Below are 22,885 nucleotides of genomic sequence, written 5' to 3'. Positions count from 1 at the left end.
ACCAGCCGGCCTATGTTTGGGGTTAAAAGTTAAAAAAAAGGGGTCAGAAAATTCTCGTTTTGGATTAAATGAATACGACATCGAAGAATCAAACAACAAAATCTACTAATGCAAAAGCTATTTCTTCATTTAAAAAAGTTTGTTCTACGATCAAAAAAAGCACTTTTCGACATTTATTTGTAAAATGATTACTACCAATAACTTAATAATGTGCCGACACAGCTGACGTTAACTATTTGTACTAAATTAAGACAAACCGCCATTGTTATTACCGAAGCTTTGTTTATCAGATGAAGGTCTGCCAGTCAATTCTTTAATTTCATTCTGCATTTCCTGAAGCATTTTCAAAAGCTGCTGCATGTCGGTTTGAGGTTCAGGCAACTGTTTGCTGTGGAAACTATAATATTCCCAAACCTCGATCACATCCGATAGCGGTACGGTATAAGCAAAATATTGTTTGTTAAACGATTGAAGCAGCATCGTTCCGTCTTTGTATATAGTAACCTGCTTGAAGACAAAATCCTGATCTCCTCTTAGTATCACAATACAAGGCGTTTGCGGTTTGAGTTTTGTCCAGTCCTGAACATAACGTGTAATAATATCGCTCCCTTCAGGAACCGGAAGCATACTGTCTCCGACGGTAGGAAACATACGGAATGTTCCGTTTTTGGGTAAGTTGGGCAAATTGAACTTTGGCAGCCCGGCTAAAAATTCGGGATCACTGTAGCCCGAACGGTAACCTGCCTTTGCCTTGATAGGCACATATTCCACATTCTCATTTTCATCCTTATCTACCGTCACTGCCAGTACCCGGATGTTGCTGCCCTGCATAAATAGTTCGCTTCCGGCTTCGAGATCTTTGATCTTTTGTTCGGATAGCTTTCCCAGGTCAATTTTTAAAAGACTATCAATACTCATCCTGAAAAACTCAGAAAAGTTAATCAGATCATCTATGGTCGGATTAGCGGTCCGGCCACTTTCATGCGCATTTAGTTTTACACGCGTTATCCCTAATTTTTCTGCCAATGTCTCCTGGCTTAGCTTTTGACGCTGGCGAAGAAACTTAATATTTACAGACCAAAACATTTCCTGAGCTCTCATAATACATTGATATTTTAAAAATCAAACATAAGATACTTACAATATCAAATGTAGTATCAAATTTTATTTTTCACAAAAATTCACTAAAATAATTTTGTTTAACTATTTTTGACAAAAGTTAAACAAAATGTCAACATACTCTATAAAGGATCTTGAAAGGATAAGCAACCAAAAGGCGCATACCATTAGAATTTGGGAACAGCGCTATGGACTGCTCACACCCGAAAGGACCGATACGAATATCAGATATTACAATGACAGCCAGCTAAGAAAGCTTTTAAACGTTTGTACGCTGATTAACAAAGGGATGAAAATCTCACAGATCAGTAAATTAACTAAAAAGCAAATTGCCGAACAGATTGATCTGATTATAGCAGATTCGTTTCAGGGCGATGTGCATGTAGAGGCCATTATAAATGAAGCACTGGTTTCGCTGGCTACCTACGACGCGCTGCTGTTTGAGGAGCTTTTTTCTAATTCTGTAAAAAGACTTGGTTTAAGAAAAACATATCTAAGGATCATTTACCCGCTATTGGTGCGCACCGGGCTGATGTGGATAAAAGATGATCTGCTGCCTTCTCAGGAGCATTTTTTATCCAACCTGATACGTCAAAAACTTTTTGCGGCAATAGATTCACTTCCCTTCCCCGTAAATCCCGACCAGACATGGCTATTGTTTCTCAACGAAGAGGAAGACCATGAAATCGGTTTGCTGTTTGCGTATTACCTGCTCCGGCAGCATGGGAAACATGTGATTTATTTAGGTGCCAGAGTCCCATATCGGGATCTTTCGAATGTGATCCAACAGTGTCAGCCTACCCACATCTACACATTCTTTGTCAGAAACCAACTGGAACAAGAATTGGAGCAGCTTCTAATTAGGCTGAAATCTGATTTTAATGCATGCACCATATGTATTTCGGGCGGAGATGATAAGATACAAAGTATGGCTGAGAGCCTTGATGTGCTGCGGGTTACTACTGTGGAAAGCTTAACAGATTTATTAAAAAGTAACAATGAGTTATATTAACCGAGTTCATAAGACAAACAACATTGCGGTAATTGGTTCAGGTTTTTCGGGTATGGCTGCTTCTGCAGTCTTGGCCAAAAACGGCAGCAATGTTACGGTCTATGAAAAAAATGCTGACACCGGAGGAAGAGCAAGAACTTTTGAAAGCGACGGCTTTATTTTTGACATGGGCCCCAGCTGGTACTGGATGCCGGATGTATATGAAAGTTATTATCAGCTGTTTGGCCATACGACCTCAGATTTTTATGAATTAACGAAACTTGACCCCGGTTTCGCTGTGGTCTTTGGAGAAGGCGAGGTGTGGGATATTCCCGCTGACTTTGATGCAATCTGCACTTTGTTTGAAAATGTGGAAACAGGCGCAGCTGACAAGCTGCGAAAGTTTATTGCTGAGGGTGAATTTAAGTATATGGTTGGCATGAATGACATGGTATACAAACCTGGTCATTCAGTAACTGAGTTTTTTAGTTTCAAACTATTTAAGGATGCTTTGAAACTTCAACTATTTACCTCCTTTAGTAAACATGTCAGAAGGTTTTTCAAAGATCCAAGGCTATTGGCACTCCTTGAATTTCCTGTACTCTTTTTAGGCGCGATGCCTAAGGACACACCTGCTTTGTACAGTCTGATGAACTTTTCAGGTTTAAAGCAGGGAACATTTTATCCCATGGGCGGTTTTGGCCAGGTTGCCGGGTCTTTCAGAAAAATAGCCGAAGAAAGCGGTGTTAATATTCAAACCTCTCAGAGAGTCAGTCTTTTGGAGATAAGCAAAAGCTATATCAGCCACATTCACGCCAATGGAAATTGTAGTCAGGTAGATGCCGTCATTGGCTCGGCCGACTATCAGCATATCGAAAACACACTGTTGCATGAACAATACCGGTCCTATCCCGAATCTTACTGGGAAAGCCGCACCTTTGCTCCTTCTTGTCTTCTGTTTTATTTGGGGGTAAACAAGAAAATTCAAAAGCTAAGGCATCACAATCTTTTCTTCGATCAGGACTTTGAGCGGCATGCTGTCGAAATCTATAAAGACAAAAAATGGCCTTCTGACCCGCTTTTCTACGTTTGCTGCCCATCGAAAACCGATCCGGCCGTAGCTCCACAAGGAAGTGAAAATCTGTTTGTGCTCATGCCCATTGCGATTGGTTTAGCTGATTCAGACCAAATCAGAGAGCAGTACTACGATTTGCTGATGAGCAGGCTTGAAAAATTTGCCGGCGAAGATATCAGAAGCCACGTTGTTTTCAAGAGAAGTTATGCCACCAAAGATTTCATCCACGATTATAATGCATATAAGGGAAATGCATACGGCCTTGCCAACACTTTGATGCAAACTGCGATTTTTAAGCCAAAGCTTCAGAGTAAAAAAGTAAAAAATCTCTTCTATGCCGGTCAGCTAACTGTACCTGGCCCCGGCGTACCACCCTCCATCATATCCGGCCGCGTTGCCGCTCATGAACTTCAAAAATTCCTAAACAGGTAAACTATGAAAATCCTTTTTGACAATTTGTCGGCCTCATGCAGTAAAAAAACCACACAGTTATACAGTACTTCATTTTCATTGGGTATCCATTTCCTGAAGTCTGATTTTCATGAACCCATTTATGGAATCTATGGCTTTGTTAGACTTGCTGACGAAATTGTGGATAGCTTTCATGATTACAACAAGGCGTTTCTGATGAATAAGATCAGAACCGATACCGTCGAAGCGATCCGGGATGGCATCAGTATCAATCCAATTTTAAATAGTTTTCAAAAGGCGGTTCATACCTACCATATTGAATGGGAACTCATAGATACTTTCCTGAAAAGCATGGAAATGGATTTAGCCAAAACCGTTCATAACAGCGCATCCTATGAGCAATACATCCTTGGCTCGGCCGAAGTGGTGGGCTTAATGTGCCTTCGGGTCTTTGTGGAAGGCAACGGTGCGATATATGATGAGCTTAAACCGTACGCAATGAAACTGGGCTCAGCCTTTCAAAAGGTAAACTTTTTACGGGATCTTCAGGCTGATTATCAACTTCTGGGGAGAACGTATTTTCCAGGCGTTAATTTCGACCGGTTCTCATTTCAGGAAAAAGAGGCGATTCAAAACGAAATCGAAGCGGATTTCAAACAGGCGCTGATTGGTATCAAAAAACTTCCGTCAGGCGCAAGGCGCGGTGTTTATCTTGCTTATTATTATTATAACAAACTATTTTTGCGGATTAAAGAGACACCACCCGAAAAAGTGATGAATGCCAGAATACGCATTCCTGACTACAATAAAGTGGGACTCATGTTTCGTTCCCTTGTAAGACATCAGTTTGATCTTTTATGATATTTTTTTGTTGTAAAATCAGCAACAGAATTTAATGATTAGTAAAATGCTATTAGCCCCTGAAAATCCTGTATCCGCATTTATGCACGACGATGTTGTTTTGGTCAACGAATATGATGATGAAATAGGATTCATGCCAAAACTTGAAGCACATCAAAAAGGCGTTTTACACCGCGCTTTTTCCGTATTTATTTTTAATTCCAAAGGAGAATTGCTTCTGCAGCAAAGGGCCCTTGGCAAATACCATTCGGAAGGACTTTGGTCCAACACCTGCTGCAGCCATCCGCTACCCAATGAAGCAACGGCCAGCGCCGCCGTCAGACGTCTGCAGGAAGAAATGGGATTGCAATCCTCTCTTGACTTTGTTTATTCCTTTTTATACAAAGCCGAGCTGGATAACGGACTGACCGAACATGAGCTAGATCACGTATTCTGGGCCGTTTCGGATCATGAACCGATTATCAATACAGCAGAAGTATCAAATTACAAATATGTGAGTCCTCAGGCACTAAGGGAAGATATGAAAAAGCATCCGAACCATTACACCGAGTGGCTTAAAATCTGTTTTGATGAGGTCATGAAAAAAATACAGCAACCCTGAACAACAGCGAATTAATCCCAAGAAAGCAACTTCAGACTGAACAACTAACATGGCTCCCTGGATTATCAATACAATCATTGTAATTGCCGCATTTGTAGGCATGGAATGTGTGGCATGGCTGGCACATAAATACCTGATGCATGGATTTTTATGGTTTCTTCACCATGATCATCACCAGCGTGATGACGGCGATTTCTTTGAAAAAAACGACTACTTCTTTGTTATTTTTGCCATACCCGGAATCCTTTGTCTGCTCTTTGGTTTGAATGCTGGCTTCAGCCCTCTTTTTTGGATTGGACTGGGTATTACCATTTACGGCTTTGCCTACTTTACGGTTCATGACATTTTCATTCACCAGCGGTTTAAAATATTTCGCAATACCGACTCCATTTATTTAAAAGCCATCAGAAGGGCACACAAAATGCATCATAAGCACCTTGGAAAATACCAGGGAGAATGTTTCGGAATGCTGTGGGTGCCTATGAAATATTTCAGAGAAGCCAGGAATCAGCGGACTGTCTTGAAGGAGAGAGGTTGAGGATGCGGAATCAATTAAAATCTTTTCCCATGTGTCAGAGACACAAGTTTGCCCGTTACCAGGGGAATTCTGCTTAATAGCTTCAAGGCCAGATCGGTCGTGTTTTTTTTACCAAAAAGATGCTGAAGGTAATATCCCGCTGCAATGCGCCTTCGGAAGGACTTATTCCAGGCCAGGCGGTAATTCTCAGAGAGCTGATTTACGGATTGTTTTTTTTTGAAATATAAAATCAACTCTGCCGCCAGGATTTTTGATGCGCGCATGCCCATACTCATTCCATTACCACATAATGGCGTGATTGATCCGGCAGCATCTCCCAGCAAAAACACACCATCCGTTTCAGTCGTTTTTTTATTAAATTGAACATTGCTGATTACAAGCGGCTGGTTATAAATAAATTCAGACTCCGTAAAGATTTTTTTTAGAAAAGGATTTTTATAAAGAACATTTTCCTCCATTGTCTTGATGTCTTTTCCACTTTCAATAAGATTTTTAGCCGTGGTCAGATAACACAAACAGTGCCACTCGTTATCCACTTTGGAGATACCACAATATCCGTCTTTAAAGTTGTGCAGTTCGATGCGGTTAGCGATCTGATCCGCTTTGATGTGATACTTCACCCCGATGAAATTGTCTTCACTTCTGGATTTTTCCTGCTTAAAAAATGAAGGGACATATTTGCCATAGCTTCCACAAACGAGTTTTGCTTCGAAAATTCCCTCCGAAGTATTAATATGATAAACTTCGTTTTCCTGCACGTTTACCCCTGAAACCTTGCAATTTTCAATAACAAACACACCTTTTTCTTTGGCGATTTTATACAAATAATCGTCAAGAGTGTACCGGCTAATGCCAAATCCTCCAAGTTTTAAGGTATGATTGAGCATAAACCCTTTTTCGGAGCTGATTCCGAGCTGATCGATCACGGGAAGGTTCATGTCTGTAAGCGGAACACCAAGGGAAGCGAGAAAATCCCAGCTTTCCATCGAAATATATTCACCGCAGACTTTATGAAACGGATAAGCATTTTTCTCTATCAAAATGACAGAAATCTCGGCATCAGCTAGTTGAACAGCGAGGCTAAGACCAGCTAAACCTCCGCCAATAATGGCACAATCGAATGATTTGACACCTGTTTGCATAGAAATCAGCGGTTGTTGCCGTAAACAATTACCTCATGACGAAATGCCCATTTATTATGCACTGAATATTTCTGAGCACCCGATTTTTCCAAAATCACCTGCCACTCTTGCTTCTTAAATCCACGTAAAACAGATAAAGGCGCATCATTTTTCACAAGATATGATCTTGAAAACAGCCGGGTTAAAATCCTGATAGAATAGTAGGCAAAAGGGTTTCTTTCTAAATCGTTGATCACCAGTATCGCCTTATTTTCTAAAACAAACTGCACCAGCCCTACCAGCTGCTGTTCTGATAAGTGATGACAAAAAAGACATGCATGAATGATGTCAACACTTTTTATATGACTAAAAATATTGCGGTAATCATCGCAGATAAAACTTACCGATTCATCTTTGAGATGCTCATTGGCATAAGCAATACAAACAGGCTTTAAATCGATTCCATATAAATCCAGGTCAAAGCCTTTCTTTTTATTCCATTGACTGATCCGCTTAAGCGTATCTCCTCCCCCACAGCCGATATCAACCAAGGTGTATCTTCTTGCCGGTTCCAATATTTTTTTGAGCGCTGAAAATGAGATGTTGTAGCCTCCAAGCCAATGATTAATAAAATCAAGCTCTTTTAAGTTTTGATAAAGGTCTTTTGAAGGAATTTCTTCCTGATCCAATAATTCTTTCTGCGCGCTGCGATTTTTAAACATAGAGCAGCTGCATGGTTTCAATACTCAACCCGGGACCAAAAGCGGCAGTAAAAGCGCGGCTTCCTTTATGCTCAGGTTTTACTTTTTCAAGAACATCTTTCAGCACAAACAGTACAGTTGGTGAGGACATATTGCCATAGTTTTTAAGCACAGCGTAGGCTGGGGCTAATTTACAGCGGTCAAGTTCAAGTGCTGCGGCAAAATCATCTAAAATACGCTTTCCACCCGGATGGATTGCCCAGTGTCTGATATGCTCAGGATCAAGACGGATCGACTTCAACATAGGGACCATATTTTCTCTGATCAGGTCCGGAACGTAGGATGTCAAATTCATAATGAAACCTGTTTCCGAAAGCTGCCAGGCCATATCATCATATCCATTATGCAATATCAGGGAATCAAATCGATCAATTTTAATCTGGTTAGCATAACTTCCTGTGGGCTGTGAGCTCACCATCACTGCTGCCGCACCGTCAGCAAAAAGCAGGTTTGACAAAATGTAATCATCATTATACCGCTTTTGAAAATGAATCGTGCAAAGTTCTGTACAAACCACGAGCACGTTTGCGTCAGGCTGGCTTTTGCAAATGGCATCTGCATTTTTAAGTGCGATAATTGCTGCATTACAACCCATAAAATTAACGCTGCTTCTTTGCACAGATGGCTTCAACTTTAAAGCCCGCATCAGCTCAATATCCAGTCCCGGTGCAAACAGTCCTGTACAGGTGACTGTAATCAGGTGGGTAACAGAAGACTTAATTTTCTCAAATTCCGGAATTCTTTCGATCGCTTTCTGAGATAGTTTTGTAACATGTCGCTGATACAGCCTCATTCTCTCTGTAAGAGTCGGCTCAGGGATCAGAGACGTCGTTTTACTAAAAAACTCGTATTCTTCTTTAGATTTATCGAAATCAGAAATGACGGAATACCTTGTATCAATACCTGTTTTTCCCGCAACGATCCTGATTTTTCTCTTACTTATCAGATCATCGGTAGAATTGATGTAAAACGAGGCCAAACTCTGCTGTGAAAAACAATGATCCGGAACAGCTGTCTCAATAGCGGTGATGTAACTCAAGGGAAAATGATTGATAAAAATTAGTACTGTGAAACAACTATTCATGCAAAGCGCTGCAATCCAGTTCATGCGCATTGTGTTCCTGAAATTTGCATTTCTTACATTTCGGCGAACCAGAAGAAACCAGTATCCAAAATATACAACAATGGGAACAAAGAACAGCTGAATGATGTAAAAAACCGTTCCAAGATCCCTGGCGGAAAAATACAGGTAATAAAATATGTTGCAGAAAAGAAACATTACTGCGGTAAATACAAACGTTCCGGTGTAGCCCAGTTTATAACTTAATGTCGTTACGCCATCTTTCAGATCCTGCTGATGCTGATATATCTGCGTTAAAGGGTATGCTCCTGCGATCTGAAAAGTACATCCCAACAACACATATATATTCTCCCTGCTCAATGTTAAAGCTTGCCCCGTTATCCCCGCCACAGACATGTAGTAAGTGAAGGCGCCCTGAAAAATAACAACAACAAGAAATCCGGCGAGGGCATACTTTTTCAGTCTGATTTGTCGTGAACTATAAGCTCTGGACGCAGCGATATATAACAGCAGGCAACCGGCAAATAGCATACTTACCAAAAAAGCCGCCAGAAGGATCGCGGTTACATCTAAAAAAATGGTTGTGTAAAAAAGGCTTTTTGTAGGCAAGGGTGGTTTTTCTAGTCCACCGATGCTATCCTCGTCACGGTCGACATAACTGTTATAACCATTACTTGCCGGGTATATCAGAAAGTGAATGATAACAAAAGACCAGACTGCCTTTGACACCGATATCGTATGAGCCTGACTGAGCGCAAAAAGGAACAGAGGCATCAAAAAAAAGAAAAAAGGTAACCTCAGAAGTTTGATTGTATTTCGGTCAGGCAGCATAAAACAAATATCCATTATTCAGGCGATTTTTCTACCAGGATATCGTAAAAAATATTGCCAGAAAAAAACAAACTTGAAATTCTGGTATGCGAGCGCCACCTGGCTGTTAGCTGTATCGTTTATTCCGGGCAACCATACATAAAAAATGTGCTGTTAAACAATGAGCAACTAATCTGATTAACTATTAATTTCGAATTATATTCAAAATAACAACATAAGAATTGAATATAATTCTGAAATATATTAATTTTACAGAATGATAAGCGGAAATGAAATCATTTTGGATAAAACGGATCTGAGCATTCTCAGATTAATGCAGGAAAACGCAAGGATTTCCAATGCCGATCTGGCGCGTGAGCTGGAAATGGCTCCGTCCGCTGTGTTGGAAAGGGTTAAAAAGCTTGAACAGAAAAACGTAATTCTGCAATATACGACCCGGCTTAATCCCTCGGCTGTGAATCAGAAACTGCTCGCTTTCATCTCTATGAAAGCATCGGATGTGATGGGATCGAGTGATACAGCAAAACAGCTTGCCAAGATACCTGAAGTTCAGGAAGTTCACCACATTGCAGGTGAGGATTGTTATCTGGTCAAGGTGAGAACTGCGGATTCAGCTTCCTTGATGGATTTGATGCGCAACTCCTTTAGTAAAATCCCTAATATTCTTTCAACCAGAACAACTATCGTTCTGGAAACAGTCAAAGAAGCTCAGCAACTGGTTATTCCGGAAAAATAAAAAGTCATGGAAACACAGCAAAGTAAATCACCGTCTACCCTTTTAGTCGTTCTGGCCTTCGCCACAGTTTATATCGTTTGGGGGTCAACCTACTTTTTTATACAAAAAGCGTTGACAGGCTTTCCACCCTTTATCCTGGGCACTTTCCGCTTTATTACAGCCGGTTTGCTGATGATGGCTTGGTGTATCATAAAAGGTGAAAAAGTATTTCATGTAAAGTACATCAAACCGGCTCTGGTAACCGGTCTGCTTTTACTTTTCGTCGGCAACGGGGTTGTCATTTGGGTAGAGCAGTTTCTTCCCAGTGCTATGGTAGCCATTATGGTTTCTTCCTCTCCGCTTTGGTTTGTTCTGCTGGATAAACCCAGGTGGAAAGAAAATCTTCAAAATACATCTACCATCATAGGTTTGGTTGTCGGTTTTGCTGGTGTCGTACTTTTGTTCAGTGAGCGGATCATGAGCTCGTTTTCTTCTCTGAACAGCAGTAGGGACCTTTTTGCTATGGGATTGGTTTTGTTGGGTTCGATGGCATGGGCGGGCGGCTCGCTTTACTCCAAATACAATGCAGGCCAAAACTCGGCGACTGTAAACAGCACCTGGCAAATGCTTGCAGCTGGTGTTGCGTTTTTTCCCGGCAGTATTCTGAGTGGTGAATTTGACAATTTCAGCATTGGGCAAATCCCCGGCGATTCCTGGTTCGCCATCATATACTTGATTATTTTCGGCTCGATCGTCGGTTTCAGTGCCTATGTGTGGCTTCTGAAAGTCCAGCCTGCTACCAAAGTAAGCACCTATGCCTATGTAAATCCGGTAGTTGCAGTGATTTTAGGCGTCTTTTTTGCGTCAGAGTCTATCTCTAAGCTACAAATTCTGGGGCTGATTATCATTCTGGGTAGTGTGCTTCTGATTAATCTGCGCCAGTACAGAAAGTCTCATAAATCTTTAAGGGCCACCCAGGCCTAAAATAAAAGAGTCATCAATCTGTTTAACCTCAGATTGACGACTCTTTTAAAAATTACAAATCAGTACTTTACTACCTTGTGTGTGTGAATGCTCCCATCTGCCGAAGTGAAATGTATCATATAAAGACCTGTCTGCCAGTTTTTTACATCAATTTTTTTTTCTGCATTGATTTGGAAGGGTACCAATTTACCCGACACATTTGAAATGTGTAGATCGGTCACCTTTACCCAATCGACGTTTACAAACGAAATCTGATCCACGACAGGGTTAGGAAAAATAACGATACTGACAGTGTTTTTAAAATCAAGACGGACTATGCTGCTGTAAGCAAAAGTTTCGTCTTTGTCGATCATTTTGAGCCTGTACAGATTTTCACCGTTCAGGGGGCTGCTGTCAGAGAAATCATAAGTTAATTTTTCGATACTTTCTCCTTTTGCCTTCACCTGGCCGATAACCTGCCACTTATTTCCGGTATTTCGCTGAATAATAAATTTCTCAGCATTTTTTTCCGAGCTGGTTTGCCATTTCAGGTTTGCCTGACCGCCCTCTTTTTTTGCGTCAAAGCTAACCAGTCTCACAGGAAGCGGGTAGGAAAGACAAGAGCTGTGAAAGCTAAACCCCGTAGATTGAGTGATATTCCCGCCGATCACCGCCGGACCGTTTATCTCTCCGGTTTGAACGAATAAATTAGCCAGTGGCGCAAGAATCCCCCCTTGGACGTTGTAGTCACTCAGCAGAATGCTTGTCGCATTAGGAAAATTGAACAGTGTTGTCGCTTTGTGTACGTCTGACATTGGAACAGATGTTTCGGTCGAAGCAATTACAACATTGGTATTTAATACGTTGATCAGAATTCCTGAACCAGCTGGAATATTGACAAATTGAACACCAGAAATGGCATCTCCATCGACTGACACATTAAAGACATAGTTTTTAATTGTGTTATCTCCTGTTAAAACGATATTACCATCAGAAATAATCGGATCGGGTGCATTGGACGCAGCCTGGTTTTCATAATCGTTACTTAGGCTGATATAATGTTGTTGTAACCCTGAAAAATTTATCCGGTTAGTTTGGTTAAAGTTTGCTCCTTCACCAGGGCTGTGAATGGGTGCAGGACTGGCACTTTGCAGAGAGCCGTAGTAGGAGTTTCCTCTGACTACAATATCTTTTCCGGTAGTATTTGTCAGTAGACCATTGACTATAAAATTATCTCCGCCCACTGGTGACAAAGCGGTAAGACCTGCTTTGTAGCCAACCAAAGAGCTATTGAGCGTAAAATTACCGCCGACTGCGAGACGGCCGTCGGTTCCTCCGTCGCCTGTATTATAGCTGCCCAGCACAACCGCATTAAAGTTACCGTCACCGTTAAAACCCGATCCTAAAAACTGACTGGGTATGGTCAGAGCATTTGTCGCTGTACACTGGGCTTTTACGTTAAAGCTGCTAATTGCCATTAAACCAACTGCGACCGCGCCGGCAAAGTTGATTAACCGAAGATTAAGACTTTTTTTCATGACATGCTGAATAGATAAATTGATGTTTAGGAAAATTGATAAGTTAAGCAGCCTGCTAGCGCCAGTAAGGCATTTCCGCATTTTGCAAAATTTCTGTCCGGTTAACTCCATTCAAATCCATTGTATAAATGTTTCTGACCGAGAAGCCATCATTACTGGTGCTGGTAAAGATGATCTTGGCTCCGTTTGGCGAAAAGCGAGCATCAAGGTCATTGTTACCAGTTGTTTTATTAATAGAAATATCAGAAGATACACCGCTGGCCACATCGACAATAAAGATTCGGGAATCCAGTTGTCTGCCTTCATTATTTTGAAAGTTGCTCACATCAAGAGTGAAAACAGCCTTTGTACCGTCTACGGAGAAATCCGGATTCCCCATTTTTCCCGGCCGGCCGGTTACCAGTCTGTTAAGTACTCCTGTGCCCGGACTGATTAGATATAACTCGTTGTCGTAAACCGAGCTTCCGGTAACCCTGGCAATGATTTTATTGCCTTGCGATGTCCAGTCGCATCCTGCAAAAAAACGTCCCGCGGGTGCTTCTGCCACCACCCGTAAACCGCTGCCATCTGCGTGTACAGCGTACAATTTGTTATAGTTTGGATAAAGCAATTCCAGACCGTCAGGTGACCAGCAAAAGGAAAGATCCATTAGCGACACACCCGCAATCGGAAGAACAGTCACCTTTTTGACCTCACCACCTACCCTGTTTGATATAAAAATATGGGGATCAGTATTGATATTTGAGATAAAAGCAACCCTTTCACGATTTGGGCTCACCACGGGTCGCCAGTTGCCGCCAAAGGTCGTCAACTGTATCGTTTCCGTTCCGTTAGAAGAGAATATCTGGCTGTTTTGATTGATCTGGCGGGTAAACAGATAGGCAAAATCAGGAACAGGTTTGGTTTTAAAAGACCAGACTTCGCTGTAGACGGGTTTGTTGATACTATCCGAGGTAATTACCTGCCAGTAATAGGTTGACTCATATTCCAGATTACTAACAATCAGCGAATCAGCATGCAGATTCATAGCGATAGGAACTGTGGTGCTTTGGCCTTCCCTGAAGAGAATGACGCTATATCTGAGCGAGTCCTTATCTGGGTCAGAAGTTTTCCAGGCAAGCACTGTGGACAGAGCCACACCAGTGGCTTTAATAGCAGGTTTTACAACCGTTGGCAGCAGCGGGGATTTGTTTTGATTGTTGTCAGGTATGAGAAAAACAGAAACTGCGGCCGCTTTGTTTTCTTCTACTTCTACAGAGGTCAAATCGGTTTTGTACTTATCTACCGTTGTCTGAATACTGTACTTGCCTACAGGTAAACTGTCCGCCCGAAAATTTCCGAGCGAATCAGGTGTGATGCTTTTTCCGGAAGGACTGATCCTTACGAGTACATTTTTTAAAGGCGTCTTGTCTGCAAGTGTTAATACCTTTCCGGAAATAGAACCGTAAAGCTTCGGTTCTACAAACGTCTCTTCGGTACAGCCCATAATGAGCAGCAGCGCTAAAGAACTTAAAGCCGCCAGACGCTTATAGATGATAGAGGATTGAAATATTTTCACGTTGAATGAGGGTTTTCGGAATTCTGAATAAGATTTTAGTTTGATTTTTTGGAATAACTTCCTCCAAAGTAGATCGACAGCCCGACAGAAGCCCGCCAGTAAGCGTCATTAAATGCCCCGCTTACACTACCGTCAAATTCATCTTTAACAAAGTAGTTGTATTGCCCGGAGACATTTAATCCAAGCCACCTGTTTAAAGCAATTTCTGCTCCTGCACCGGCATTGATCATCCTGTCTTTTTTCCCGTTAAATTCAAAAACGGAATTGTTACGTGCCGAGGTAACCCCGCCACCAATTTGCAGAAAAGGATTAATTTTTTGAAAGGGCAGAGTACGGTATTGCAGATTCAGCTCACTGATCGTTACATCTTTTGAAAAATACTGCTTGGCCGCGATGGTGCCAGAGGTGACTTGGAGTTGAAGGTTCCAGTTCTGTGTAAGTCCGACATTGAATGCTGCACCGTAACCTGCTTTATTGACCGGCTGGCTATAATCCCCGGAATAACGCAGCAGTGAAACCGATGGCATTACAGAAAATCTTTTCCGAACAACGTTATCACGCGCTCCGTATACATCCGTTTCTTTTGCAACCTGCTGCTCTTCCTGATAATCCATTAAAAGAAGTTTGACTTCTTCACTTTTCTTGGAATCCGCATTCCATAACCCGTCTCTGACTCCTTCTATGATCATGGACTGAACCGATTTTTCAATCGCCTCTGTGACTGCCAGCTGAGAAGGTTCGTTGGTAGTAAAACCAGTTTCTGTTTCCAACAGGCGCTTAAATTTTACAAACCGAAACAAACTCGCATTCACTGATTGGGAAAGAATCGTCTTTGAAGTGTAAACGGTTTTAAGAATTTTCCCCGTTTTGGTCGCTACCGCTCTGAGGTAGACAGTCACGCGGTCCTGGCGATACTGAGTAGATCCGCCAGCTCCAAAATATTTAAGCCCCGCTCCTCCTGTAATTACGTTGGCGTCATAAGATACAATACCACCTTCCAGGATAATTCCGGCAAAAAGCAATGGAGGCAGGTTCTCATTCTCCGGCTTAAACTGTGCCATACTTGAGCGGATAATTTTCCGTTCATTGAGCAGATTACTGACATTTTCGCGCTCAATTGCCACAAACCATCCGCTTTCTTCGAGTGCTTTTAAAAGAATGTTGGTAGCGCCCTGTGTTACCGCAGTTGAATAGTTGATACCGTTGTCCGAGGGTTTGTACTGACCCGTCTGATCACGAAATTTGTAGACCGCCGCTACCAGCTTTTCCGACGGGCCAGGCAGTGTACGCAGGCCCGGAGTGACACGCGTATCCTCGCCCAGGCGGGCTTTTTTTTCCTTTGTAGGCTGATGAAAATACGGACTGCATCCACTTATAAATGAGAATAGAATCCCGCTCATAAGGTAAGCGAACCGCTTCTTATTGAGTATCAAGTTCATTATTAAAGTTTTCCGAAGAGTGAGGGTTTATTTTTGTCGAAGGCTCATTTCCTATTTTAAAAATAGGGAACAGTAATGGCCGTCTCGCCGCCTTTGCCATCCGTGATTTTTACAACCAGCCCTTCCGAGCCCGGAGAGACGTCAACGACAAAATCACCATACTGATACGTTCCTTCTTTGATTCCGTCTTCACCAAACTGATTGGAGAAAAGCTGGCGCGAAAGTGTACTAAGCAGCTGACGGTTAAGTCCGGTTGTAAACTCTTCAAGCGCGCTGGCATCCTTGTTTGCCGTTGTACTTTTTGCAAGCGACGGATCTTTGGTTTTATCCTGAACCTGAGCTGAACTCAAAAGCCAGTTGTAGTTGAAGGTATCTCCTCCAAAGGAAGGGTTAGTTGGCCGGTATATGAGCGCCTGCGCGGAAGCTGAAAACGCAAACAGAAAAACTGTAAAGAATAAAATGTAATATTTTTTCATAACGTTAAATTTTGTCCTGATCAAAAAATGCCGGTTCCGGACTGATCCTGGCTTCCGAGCTGATTTTGAATATCCTGGTAACTGACGAAATATTGAAGAACCTGTTGAACTGCTTCGGCAACCTGCGCTTCCATGGCATCTGCTCTGGGCTGCACAAACTGCTGCCAAACCAATAAATCACCTACTTTTATGGCAATCATGTTGCTAAGGCCGGGTGATGGAATCTCTTCCATCTCTATGATTAATTCTTCGTTTGTTGAGACACTGTTTTTAAACTGAACTTTTGATGCTGAATCCAGCTGCATTCCGCTCCACTGACGGTAAAATTCCTCGTACAGATCGCGGCCTATTTTTGTTTTAGTGTTATCCAGAATAAAAGTAATAGATGCACCTTCATCGAATAAAGACTCATCGATCGGATCCATCGAGTACATACTGTTATTTTCCAGAAGCGACTCTTCTGACTGAGCCGATACCTGAAACGAAAACAGGCTTGCCACCAACAAGGCGATGAAACGAATCATGGTTTGCCGAAAATCGGATTAGATTCAATAATAATTTTCATACCTCCTGTCTGTTCAATTTTCATTGACTGAAGTGAGCCGATGCTACCCCCTTGAAGAATCAGACTATTGCCTCCATCCTTCTGTGTTGACTGGAAATTGATGCCGCTGCTTTTGATGTTCTTCATTTGAAGCTCATTGCTGTTGCCGCTTTGTTCAAGCACATACTGACTGTTGGAGCCGTTTAGATCCAGATTAAGCTGGTTCAGATCACCAATTTGAGAAGTAACAATGTTGTTTCCATTGCCTGTCAGATTCAGATTCAGACTGTTTTGATTACCACTCTGAATTACATTGGCATTTGAACCTGGCCTGCCCGTGCCGCCGAAGCTGCTGATTACGGAAATTTTTGCCTGATCGCTCAGGTTCGAAAGTGATTGAGCAGATGATCCGAACGAGGCTTCACCAGGAACTTGCTGTGCGTGTAAAGCGCCAAGAGACAGGGCTGACAACGATAAATTAATTAGAAAATTTTTCATAACGTATTGTGCAATTTCAACTTACTTTTACTGTTTTTTCTTTTCTGGTCCAGACTGGTAAACGGATACAGTATTTACTTTTACCACTTTGCTCTATTATGACACGAATTTGACTACCTATTAATTGACCGAAAAGAGTCGGGCAAACCCTCGGAAGAACCATTCAGACTATAATAAGCAAGATTACCGGCACTTTGAAAAATTTCAGTTTCGGTAAATGCTTGATTTACAAATTAGCTATTTATCAAATAAGCAATTATACGCTTACAGTATCGTTTTCTTTGAATACATCCGCACACCCCCGATAGTAATAGATTAATATCACTTGCGTAGTTTGGGTATTTGTTAAAATTACAAATGGGCGCTTGAAGCAAAATATACTTCAAACGCCTATTTATCAAAAAATTAAGAAAAATATCATGGAATTGCGTTTGTTTGTACCACCAAACCACTATTCATATTTCCAGTCTGAATAATACTGGATGTATGAGAAGAGCCACCCTGATTTAATCTTGCAGTATTATCATTTCCTGTTTGCAAAACTAATGACGTTTGTGAATCTCCATTTTGGTTAATTCTCATTAGGTTGTCATTGCCATTTTGCCAAGATTGGCTCAAATGATTTTCACCATCCTGATTGACTACTCCCCTGTTGTCATTACCCGTTTGAGCTGCACCGTTAACATCCCCAACAACTCCGCTTGGAATACCGGTAACTTTATTATCATCTCCAATCTGACTTACATTGAACACGTTACTATTACCCAACTGGGTCAGCTTTGCCCAGTTATCAGAGCCGTCCTGAGATAGGTCTGATTTGTTTAGTTCGCCAACTTGTTTTACAAAAGCCAGATTTCGACCATTTTGATCAACCGTAGATTTGTTATTTTCACCGTCCTGCAGTACCTCGGCCTGGTTACCAGAAAGAGTAAAACCATTTTGGGTAACGGTTGATTTATTGCGATCTCCAAGTTGTTCCACGTCTGCAATATTTCGGTTGTCATCCTGTGTTATATCAGACTGATTCCGATCACCTTCCTGATACAGATATGCCTCGTTAAGAGCACCATCCTGATCAACAGCAGATTGATTTCTGTTACCTTCCTGGTCTACATCGGCAAGGTTTCCTAAAAGTAAAGTTCCATCCTGGAGGATAGTAGACTCGTTAAGATTTCCATCCTGGTAAACTGTGGCTGAATTACCTAAAACGTTCGTGCCTTTCTGATCAACCGATGAAGTATTTTTGTTTCCTATCTGTTCAATTTCTGCATCGTTTGAAGCACCATCCTGTAATACATCAGACTCATTGTCGTTACCATCCTGATAAACGTCAGCCGTATTTCCTAACAATACAGTTCCATCCTGATCAATAGTGGAAGTATTTCTGTTTCCTAGCTGATCAACGTCGGCTCCATTGCCTGTTAACGTCGTTCCGTCCTGATGTACAGTTGATCCATTCGCATTTCCGTCCTGATATACGTCTGCATTATTCAGGTTATTCTCTTGTGCTACTGTCGATCCGTTTTCATTACCTTGTTGCTCAACCGTAGCATTGTTTCGGCTGTTTTTCTGATTAACTCCCGATTGGTTTTCGTCTCCTTGTTGGGTAACATCTGATACCTGTCTGTCGCCAGCCTGAGTAGAATTGGAAAGGTTTTCTCCACCAGCCTGCCAGATAGTAGCATTTTGGCGATTGCCCCCCTGTGTTACATTGGATTCATTACTTCCCGTTGGGTTTCCGCCATTTTTCTGTGTTACTGTTGCGTAATTTTGTCTTGTTGAGGTTGTTCCGCTTGCATTCTGATTCACATTTGAAAGCTGAGAATTACCTCTTTGAACTACATCAGCATTGTTGTAATTACCCGACTGATTAAGATTCGAGGTGCTACTCTGAGCAAAAAGGTAGGTTCCTGATAATAGGATGGCTACGGTAAGTGTAAGTTTTTTCATAAGAATTCAGTAAATGAGAAAGGATTGATAAGTGAAAAATGTGTATAAATAACCTATTGAATAGATTCAAATTAATGATCGCTCTGCGTAACGATTCCGTTGTTTAATGCGCCGGACTGGTGAACGGTTGACTTGCTCAAATTACCTGTCTGCAGAACAGTTTCGGCATTATTGTTTCCAAACTGCCCCGAAATGATGGTCAGATCATTGCCATCTTGTGAGAAAATACCTGTGTTGAAATCACCGAGCTGGAGAGCTCCTGAAGCAGTGGTTCCTTTTATTGTATTGCGGTCACCATCCTGACCAATTTGAAATTTATTGTTGTCTCCGATTTGCGATAGCAGTGCCTTGTTATCCGTCCCGATTTGCTCGGCGTTAGAATAAATATTTCCCGACAGTCCAACAAGATCGTTACGATCGCCCATTTGACTCGCTGAAAAACTGTTGTCGGTACCGTGCGTGTAGACCCGTGCGTTATTGAAGTCACCCATCTGACTTACCTTGCTCAGATTATCTGCGCTGGCACCTCCTTCAATCCACTGAAATGCATAATTATCATTATCAAACTGCTCAACTCTGGCTTCGTTACGCAAACCGTCTACCTGCTGCCAGACATCATTGCGATTGCCGGATTGCTGAACATGTCCTTCTGATGAGACAGCCCAGGAAGCAATTTGATGTGAATTGTTTGATGTACCAGCCTGATTAAGAGACAATAAAGATTCAGTGGCAGACGAACCACGCACAATTTGTTTTGCAATATTGGCTGTTCCGTATTGTATAGCAGATGTTTCGTTATCAACATTAGCACCAACCGAGGTTCCATCGGATCCGATGTAAGCTTCCAGCGAATTCTGCCCGGTTTGAAGCACAGTGGTCAGGTGGGAATTTCCGTACTGCTCAACCTTGGAAGTACTGTTGTTGGTCTGAAATCCGGGAATATTGTTTTGTGTCACTAGCGCCTGGTTCTCACCAGATACACTTGCCGCAGTACTAATTTGCAATACAGAAGAAGTATGCGTGCCCGACTGATTGATAACCGACTTGTTAAAGTCCTCAATCTGAGTTACAGTAGACCCGTTATTCTGGGCAAAAACATGAAATCCGCCTAGTAGCGTGGCTACCGTCAGGGTAAGTTTTTTCATAATGTGTTTGTCGTTGAGGAGAGTGTCCGAATCTTTTTTAGGCCCGGATATTACATTAGTCGTATCTCGAATTCAATTATCCTGCACTTTTCCGGAAAAAAATTTAACAAAACCATTATAGAATTGATTATTAGCAGGTTACACAAAAAAAATTTTTTATATAATTTTTCGATGTTACAGTACTTGTAGTAGTTGTATTATATGATAGAATTAATGCGTATTAAGTAGTTCTACAAATTGTGAATGACTTGATTGTTGTCTAATTTAGTTCTATAAAAAAATATTATTTTATATAGTAATACTTTTATATTTGCGGTTACAAACCCTTATAAGTTCATAACTCGCAAAGTTTCTAATCATGAAAAACCTCAACCTCGGCTCGCTAACCCCTTCGAATTCCTATCTTTTACTGATTAAAATGCATCTTCCCGGCAAAAGCTGAAGTTTTTTATATGTTGGCAGTATAGCTTGTTGCAGCATTTACAGTTCTGTATCAAGGATTTGCATGCCTCGATGAGTTGAAATTTTTCAAATATGTAGGATTAATTCCTAAAAATTCCGAAATTTTTTCCACAAGAGAGTCATCATTTTTTTTGAAATTCTGCAATAATATTCGGGTGATTTCCTTACCAAACTCATCTAAGATCCCATAATCCAAGATAGGACTGGATTGCCGTAACGAATATTCATCCATGCGATGAATTGCCTAAACAGCAAAAGATGTGAAGTTGCCTGCCATTTGCCAAAAGCACTTGATTATTTGTGCATTTGCACTATTTCTTACCGATGCCAATCGAATGAGCACATTGCAGAAAACGAAGGCCGACGAGTTTGAACTTGTCGCAGCCATCAAAGCCGGCAGCTTTGAAAAAAATAAATATGTTAAATTGTTGATCAGTGATCACCAGGGCTATATATATAAGCTTCGTACAGAAACCGGTCTGGATGAGTCCGTCTTAAAGGACATTTACACCGATACTGTTCTTTTAATTTTACAACATATTGAAAATGATACTTTTCGCGGAGATAGCAGATTATCAACCTATTTTTATAAAATTTTCTATTTTAAAACCGTAGACTATATCCGCCAGAACGCATCCAGCAGAATTGAGTATACCGACGAGCTGCCGGAGCACAGTGATGAAACGCAGAATATCACGCAGATAGTTGAAGCAAAGGACGAAATGAATCTGATCATAAAACTACTTGACAAAATGTGTTCACCATGCAGAGAAATTATCATGGACTGGGCTTACTGGGGATTTAAACCGGATGAAATAGGTCAGCGGATTGGAGAAACAGATCCGGTTAAGTATTCCAAAATCAAATACAATTGTATCGACAAGTTCAAAAAGCTATGGCATAAAAGAACAGCGGCTATGTAGCCCGAATTTGCTACATAGCCGCTGAATTAGATCGATAGAATAGCCACTTTAACCTTTTTAATCAAGATGCCAGATTAAGTGTTTTACTTAGGCTTTCACTCTGTTCTTCAATTCGGTCTGACTGATAAATTCGGATAATTGCCTTCACAATATGATCGATTTCCTCTATTGTATTAAATTTACTAAAAGAGAAACGCACAATTTCCTTATCCGGATTCTTATAAATTGCCGCGATTACGTGCGAGCCGCCATCGGCTAGATTCGAGCAGGCACTTCCACCGGAAACTGCTATGCCTAATGCATCCAGTCTGTTAACCAGGCTTCCGGAAGATAAGCAAGGAAAGGCAACGCTTGCAATATTACTCAGGCTTTTAGTAAGTGATCTGCTTTCACCATTGAAGGTGATACCTCCGATCGTGAGGTCATCAAGCCGGGAAATAAAATGTTTTTTCAGTCCTGTCACATGGTTTTGTACGATAGCCTTACTACGGTAGGACAACTCCAGCGCCTTGGCTAAACCAACAATTCCCACAACATTCTCCGTTCCTCCCCGTTGTCCCTTTTCCTGACCGCCACCGGTAATGATCGGTTTAATTTTGTTGTTTTTGTTGATGTAGATAAACCCAACTCCCTTTGGACCATGAAATTTATGGGCCGATCCAACCAGAAAATCAATGTTGGCTTCTTTAAGATTAAAAGCAAGTTTACCTATCGTCTGAGTCGTGTCGGTATGAAAAATTGCATTATAGCGTTTTGCAAGATCTGCGATTGCATAAATGTCTGTGATATTGCCAATTTCATTGTTTCCGTGCATCAGACTGATCAGTGTCTGAGGATTGGCATTCAGTAAATTCTCTAAATGTTTTAAATCAACATTACCAAAATCGTCTAATCTCACAAAGCTAATTTCAATATCTCCCGCTTTCTCATATCTGGCCAAAGTCTGAAGAACGGCCTTGTGCTCGATTTTGCTGGTAATTACGTGCGTGATGTCATTTGCCTGAATCGCTCCTGATAAAGCAAGATTGTTTGCCTCGGTCGCGCCCGACATAAAGAAGATTTCTTCCGGTTCGGCCCCTAACAGATTAGCAACTATTTGTCTGGCCGAAGCAATGGCCTCCTTTACTTTTCTCCCCGCCCAATGACCCGACGAAGGATTACCATAATTTGTAGTAAGATAAGGTAATATTGCCTGTATTACCTCCGAATCAATTGCCGTTGTGGCTGCGTTATCGCAGTATATTTCCATTCTTTTAATGAATTTAAAATTAACAATTCAGGTAA

The 22,885-nt window shown here is 41.5% G+C and carries 21 protein-coding genes; 8 read left to right on the top strand and 13 right to left on the bottom strand.

What is annotated here, in order from left to right; all coding sequences use genetic code 11:
* Positions 1–246: 246 nt before the first annotated feature.
* Positions 247–1,101 carry an XRE family transcriptional regulator gene (locus E0F88_RS12505; RefSeq protein ID WP_131958595.1) on the bottom strand — a complete coding sequence of 285 codons (855 nt, stop codon included), beginning with the start codon at positions 1,099–1,101 and terminating at the stop codon, positions 247–249.
* Between the two features lie 127 nt (positions 1,102–1,228).
* Here E0F88_RS12505 and E0F88_RS12500 point away from each other — a divergent pair, with 127 nt between their 5' ends.
* Genes E0F88_RS12500 through E0F88_RS12480 form a run of 5 tightly spaced genes read left to right on the top strand, consistent with a single transcriptional unit; the run spans position 1,229 to position 5,596 of the window.
* Positions 1,229–2,131 (top strand): MerR family transcriptional regulator, encoded by a 903-nt coding sequence (locus E0F88_RS12500; protein ID WP_131958594.1) that lies wholly within the window; start codon positions 1,229–1,231, stop codon positions 2,129–2,131.
* A complete protein-coding gene (gene crtID, locus E0F88_RS12495; RefSeq protein WP_131958593.1) occupies positions 2,118–3,617 on the top strand; it encodes a bifunctional phytoene desaturase/3,4-desaturase in 1,500 nt (499 codons plus the stop codon). The genes E0F88_RS12500 and crtID overlap by 14 nt, the downstream gene beginning before the upstream one ends.
* 3 nt (positions 3,618–3,620) lie before the next feature.
* Complete coding sequence (locus E0F88_RS12490; RefSeq protein WP_131958592.1) at positions 3,621–4,457, top strand: phytoene/squalene synthase family protein; 837 nt, start codon at positions 3,621–3,623, stop codon at positions 4,455–4,457.
* Positions 4,458–4,503: 46 nt separating this feature from the next.
* Entirely contained in the window at positions 4,504–5,058 is a 555-nt protein-coding gene (idi, locus tag E0F88_RS12485) for an isopentenyl-diphosphate Delta-isomerase (protein WP_229213754.1), read from the top strand.
* A 49-nt stretch (positions 5,059–5,107) separates the two neighbouring features.
* Complete coding sequence (locus E0F88_RS12480) at positions 5,108–5,596, top strand: sterol desaturase family protein (protein WP_131958591.1); 489 nt, start codon at positions 5,108–5,110, stop codon at positions 5,594–5,596.
* Between the two features lie 14 nt (positions 5,597–5,610).
* On the opposite strand, the gene E0F88_RS12475 is transcribed toward E0F88_RS12480, so the two are convergent.
* From E0F88_RS12475 to E0F88_RS12465, 3 genes are read right to left on the bottom strand one after another with little or no spacing between them, the layout of a single operon-like run.
* Complete coding sequence (locus E0F88_RS12475; RefSeq protein WP_131958590.1) at positions 5,611–6,738, bottom strand: NAD(P)/FAD-dependent oxidoreductase; 1,128 nt, start codon at positions 6,736–6,738, stop codon at positions 5,611–5,613.
* A gap of 5 nt (positions 6,739–6,743) precedes the next feature.
* The gene (locus E0F88_RS12470) at positions 6,744–7,439 is read right to left on the bottom strand and encodes a methyltransferase domain-containing protein (RefSeq protein WP_131958589.1); all 696 of its coding nucleotides are present in this window, start codon (positions 7,437–7,439) and stop codon (positions 6,744–6,746) included.
* Complete coding sequence (locus E0F88_RS12465) at positions 7,432–9,405, bottom strand: UbiA family prenyltransferase (protein ID WP_229213753.1); 1,974 nt, start codon at positions 9,403–9,405, stop codon at positions 7,432–7,434. The genes E0F88_RS12470 and E0F88_RS12465 overlap by 8 nt, the downstream gene beginning before the upstream one ends.
* 241 nt (positions 9,406–9,646) lie before the next feature.
* On the opposite strand from E0F88_RS12465, the gene E0F88_RS12460 reads away from it, so the two are divergent.
* Both E0F88_RS12460 and E0F88_RS12455 read left to right on the top strand, forming a co-directional pair.
* Positions 9,647–10,126, top strand: a complete 480-nt coding sequence (locus E0F88_RS12460; RefSeq protein ID WP_131958588.1) for an Lrp/AsnC family transcriptional regulator — start codon at positions 9,647–9,649, stop codon at positions 10,124–10,126.
* 6 nt (positions 10,127–10,132) lie between these two features.
* Positions 10,133–11,089, top strand: coding sequence for an EamA family transporter (locus E0F88_RS12455; protein WP_131958587.1), 957 nt, complete (start codon positions 10,133–10,135; stop codon positions 11,087–11,089).
* A 59-nt stretch (positions 11,090–11,148) separates the two neighbouring features.
* Here E0F88_RS12455 and E0F88_RS12450 read toward each other — a convergent pair whose 3' ends face one another.
* From E0F88_RS12450 to E0F88_RS12415, 8 genes are all read right to left on the bottom strand, one after another.
* Complete coding sequence (locus E0F88_RS12450) at positions 11,149–12,606, bottom strand: collagen-binding domain-containing protein (protein ID WP_165940052.1); 1,458 nt, start codon at positions 12,604–12,606, stop codon at positions 11,149–11,151.
* 55 nt (positions 12,607–12,661) lie between these two features.
* Positions 12,662–14,164, bottom strand: coding sequence for a carboxypeptidase regulatory-like domain-containing protein (locus E0F88_RS12445; RefSeq protein ID WP_229213752.1), 1,503 nt, complete (start codon positions 14,162–14,164; stop codon positions 12,662–12,664).
* Between the two features lie 35 nt (positions 14,165–14,199).
* Positions 14,200–15,564 carry a CsgG/HfaB family protein gene (locus E0F88_RS12440; protein WP_131958967.1) on the bottom strand — a complete coding sequence of 455 codons (1,365 nt, stop codon included), beginning with the start codon at positions 15,562–15,564 and terminating at the stop codon, positions 14,200–14,202.
* A 95-nt stretch (positions 15,565–15,659) separates the two neighbouring features.
* On the bottom strand, positions 15,660–16,079 hold the full coding sequence (locus E0F88_RS12435; protein WP_131958585.1) for a curli production assembly/transport component CsgF: 420 nt from the start codon (positions 16,077–16,079) through the stop codon (positions 15,660–15,662).
* Positions 16,080–16,099: 20 nt separating this feature from the next.
* The gene (locus E0F88_RS12430) at positions 16,100–16,603 is read right to left on the bottom strand and encodes a CsgE family curli-type amyloid fiber assembly protein (protein ID WP_131958584.1); all 504 of its coding nucleotides are present in this window, start codon (positions 16,601–16,603) and stop codon (positions 16,100–16,102) included.
* On the bottom strand, positions 16,600–17,121 hold the full coding sequence (locus E0F88_RS12425) for a hypothetical protein (RefSeq protein ID WP_131958583.1): 522 nt from the start codon (positions 17,119–17,121) through the stop codon (positions 16,600–16,602). Before E0F88_RS12425 ends, E0F88_RS12430 begins: the two co-directional genes overlap by 4 nt.
* Before the next feature lie 417 nt (positions 17,122–17,538).
* Positions 17,539–19,071 carry a hypothetical protein gene (locus E0F88_RS12420; protein ID WP_131958582.1) on the bottom strand — a complete coding sequence of 511 codons (1,533 nt, stop codon included), beginning with the start codon at positions 19,069–19,071 and terminating at the stop codon, positions 17,539–17,541.
* Between the two features lie 71 nt (positions 19,072–19,142).
* Positions 19,143–20,216 carry a hypothetical protein gene (locus E0F88_RS12415; protein WP_131958581.1) on the bottom strand — a complete coding sequence of 358 codons (1,074 nt, stop codon included), beginning with the start codon at positions 20,214–20,216 and terminating at the stop codon, positions 19,143–19,145.
* Positions 20,217–21,013: 797 nt separating this feature from the next.
* On the opposite strand from E0F88_RS12415, the gene E0F88_RS12410 reads away from it, so the two are divergent.
* Entirely contained in the window at positions 21,014–21,601 is a 588-nt protein-coding gene (locus E0F88_RS12410; protein WP_131958580.1) for an RNA polymerase sigma factor, read from the top strand.
* A 61-nt stretch (positions 21,602–21,662) separates the two neighbouring features.
* Here E0F88_RS12410 and E0F88_RS12405 read toward each other — a convergent pair whose 3' ends face one another.
* Positions 21,663–22,850, bottom strand: coding sequence for a cysteine desulfurase family protein (locus tag E0F88_RS12405; RefSeq protein WP_131958579.1), 1,188 nt, complete (start codon positions 22,848–22,850; stop codon positions 21,663–21,665).
* Positions 22,851–22,885: the final 35 nt, after the last annotated feature.

It is taken from the genome of Dyadobacter psychrotolerans (genome assembly GCF_004349265.1).
GTDB lineage: Bacteria > Bacteroidota > Bacteroidia > Cytophagales > Spirosomataceae > Dyadobacter > Dyadobacter psychrotolerans.
Note: the sequence above shows the minus strand (reverse complement) of the source record. Positions and strands in the feature narration are given on the sequence as shown.

Coding starts and splice junctions, on each gene's coding strand:
- E0F88_RS12505 (WP_131958595.1), bottom strand. CDS start 1,101: ATGAGAGCTCAGGAAATGTTTTGGTCTGTAAATATTAAGTTTCTTCGC.
- E0F88_RS12500 (WP_131958594.1), top strand. CDS start 1,229: ATGTCAACATACTCTATAAAGGATCTTGAAAGGATAAGCAACCAAAAG.
- crtID (WP_131958593.1), top strand. CDS start 2,118: ATGAGTTATATTAACCGAGTTCATAAGACAAACAACATTGCGGTAATT.
- E0F88_RS12490 (WP_131958592.1), top strand. CDS start 3,621: ATGAAAATCCTTTTTGACAATTTGTCGGCCTCATGCAGTAAAAAAACC.
- idi (WP_229213754.1), top strand. CDS start 4,504: ATGCTATTAGCCCCTGAAAATCCTGTATCCGCATTTATGCACGACGAT.
- E0F88_RS12480 (WP_131958591.1), top strand. CDS start 5,108: ATGGCTCCCTGGATTATCAATACAATCATTGTAATTGCCGCATTTGTA.
- E0F88_RS12475 (WP_131958590.1), bottom strand. CDS start 6,738: ATGCAAACAGGTGTCAAATCATTCGATTGTGCCATTATTGGCGGAGGT.
- E0F88_RS12470 (WP_131958589.1), bottom strand. CDS start 7,439: ATGTTTAAAAATCGCAGCGCGCAGAAAGAATTATTGGATCAGGAAGAA.
- E0F88_RS12465 (WP_229213753.1), bottom strand. CDS start 9,405: ATGGATATTTGTTTTATGCTGCCTGACCGAAATACAATCAAACTTCTG.
- E0F88_RS12460 (WP_131958588.1), top strand. CDS start 9,647: ATGATAAGCGGAAATGAAATCATTTTGGATAAAACGGATCTGAGCATT.
- E0F88_RS12455 (WP_131958587.1), top strand. CDS start 10,133: ATGGAAACACAGCAAAGTAAATCACCGTCTACCCTTTTAGTCGTTCTG.
- E0F88_RS12450 (WP_165940052.1), bottom strand. CDS start 12,606: ATGAAAAAAAGTCTTAATCTTCGGTTAATCAACTTTGCCGGCGCGGTC.
- E0F88_RS12440 (WP_131958967.1), bottom strand. CDS start 15,564: ATGAGCGGGATTCTATTCTCATTTATAAGTGGATGCAGTCCGTATTTT.
- E0F88_RS12435 (WP_131958585.1), bottom strand. CDS start 16,079: ATGAAAAAATATTACATTTTATTCTTTACAGTTTTTCTGTTTGCGTTT.
- E0F88_RS12430 (WP_131958584.1), bottom strand. CDS start 16,603: ATGATTCGTTTCATCGCCTTGTTGGTGGCAAGCCTGTTTTCGTTTCAG.
- E0F88_RS12425 (WP_131958583.1), bottom strand. CDS start 17,121: ATGAAAAATTTTCTAATTAATTTATCGTTGTCAGCCCTGTCTCTTGGC.
- E0F88_RS12420 (WP_131958582.1), bottom strand. CDS start 19,071: ATGAAAAAACTTACACTTACCGTAGCCATCCTATTATCAGGAACCTAC.
- E0F88_RS12415 (WP_131958581.1), bottom strand. CDS start 20,216: ATGAAAAAACTTACCCTGACGGTAGCCACGCTACTAGGCGGATTTCAT.
- E0F88_RS12410 (WP_131958580.1), top strand. CDS start 21,014: ATGAGCACATTGCAGAAAACGAAGGCCGACGAGTTTGAACTTGTCGCA.
- E0F88_RS12405 (WP_131958579.1), bottom strand. CDS start 22,850: ATGGAAATATACTGCGATAACGCAGCCACAACGGCAATTGATTCGGAG.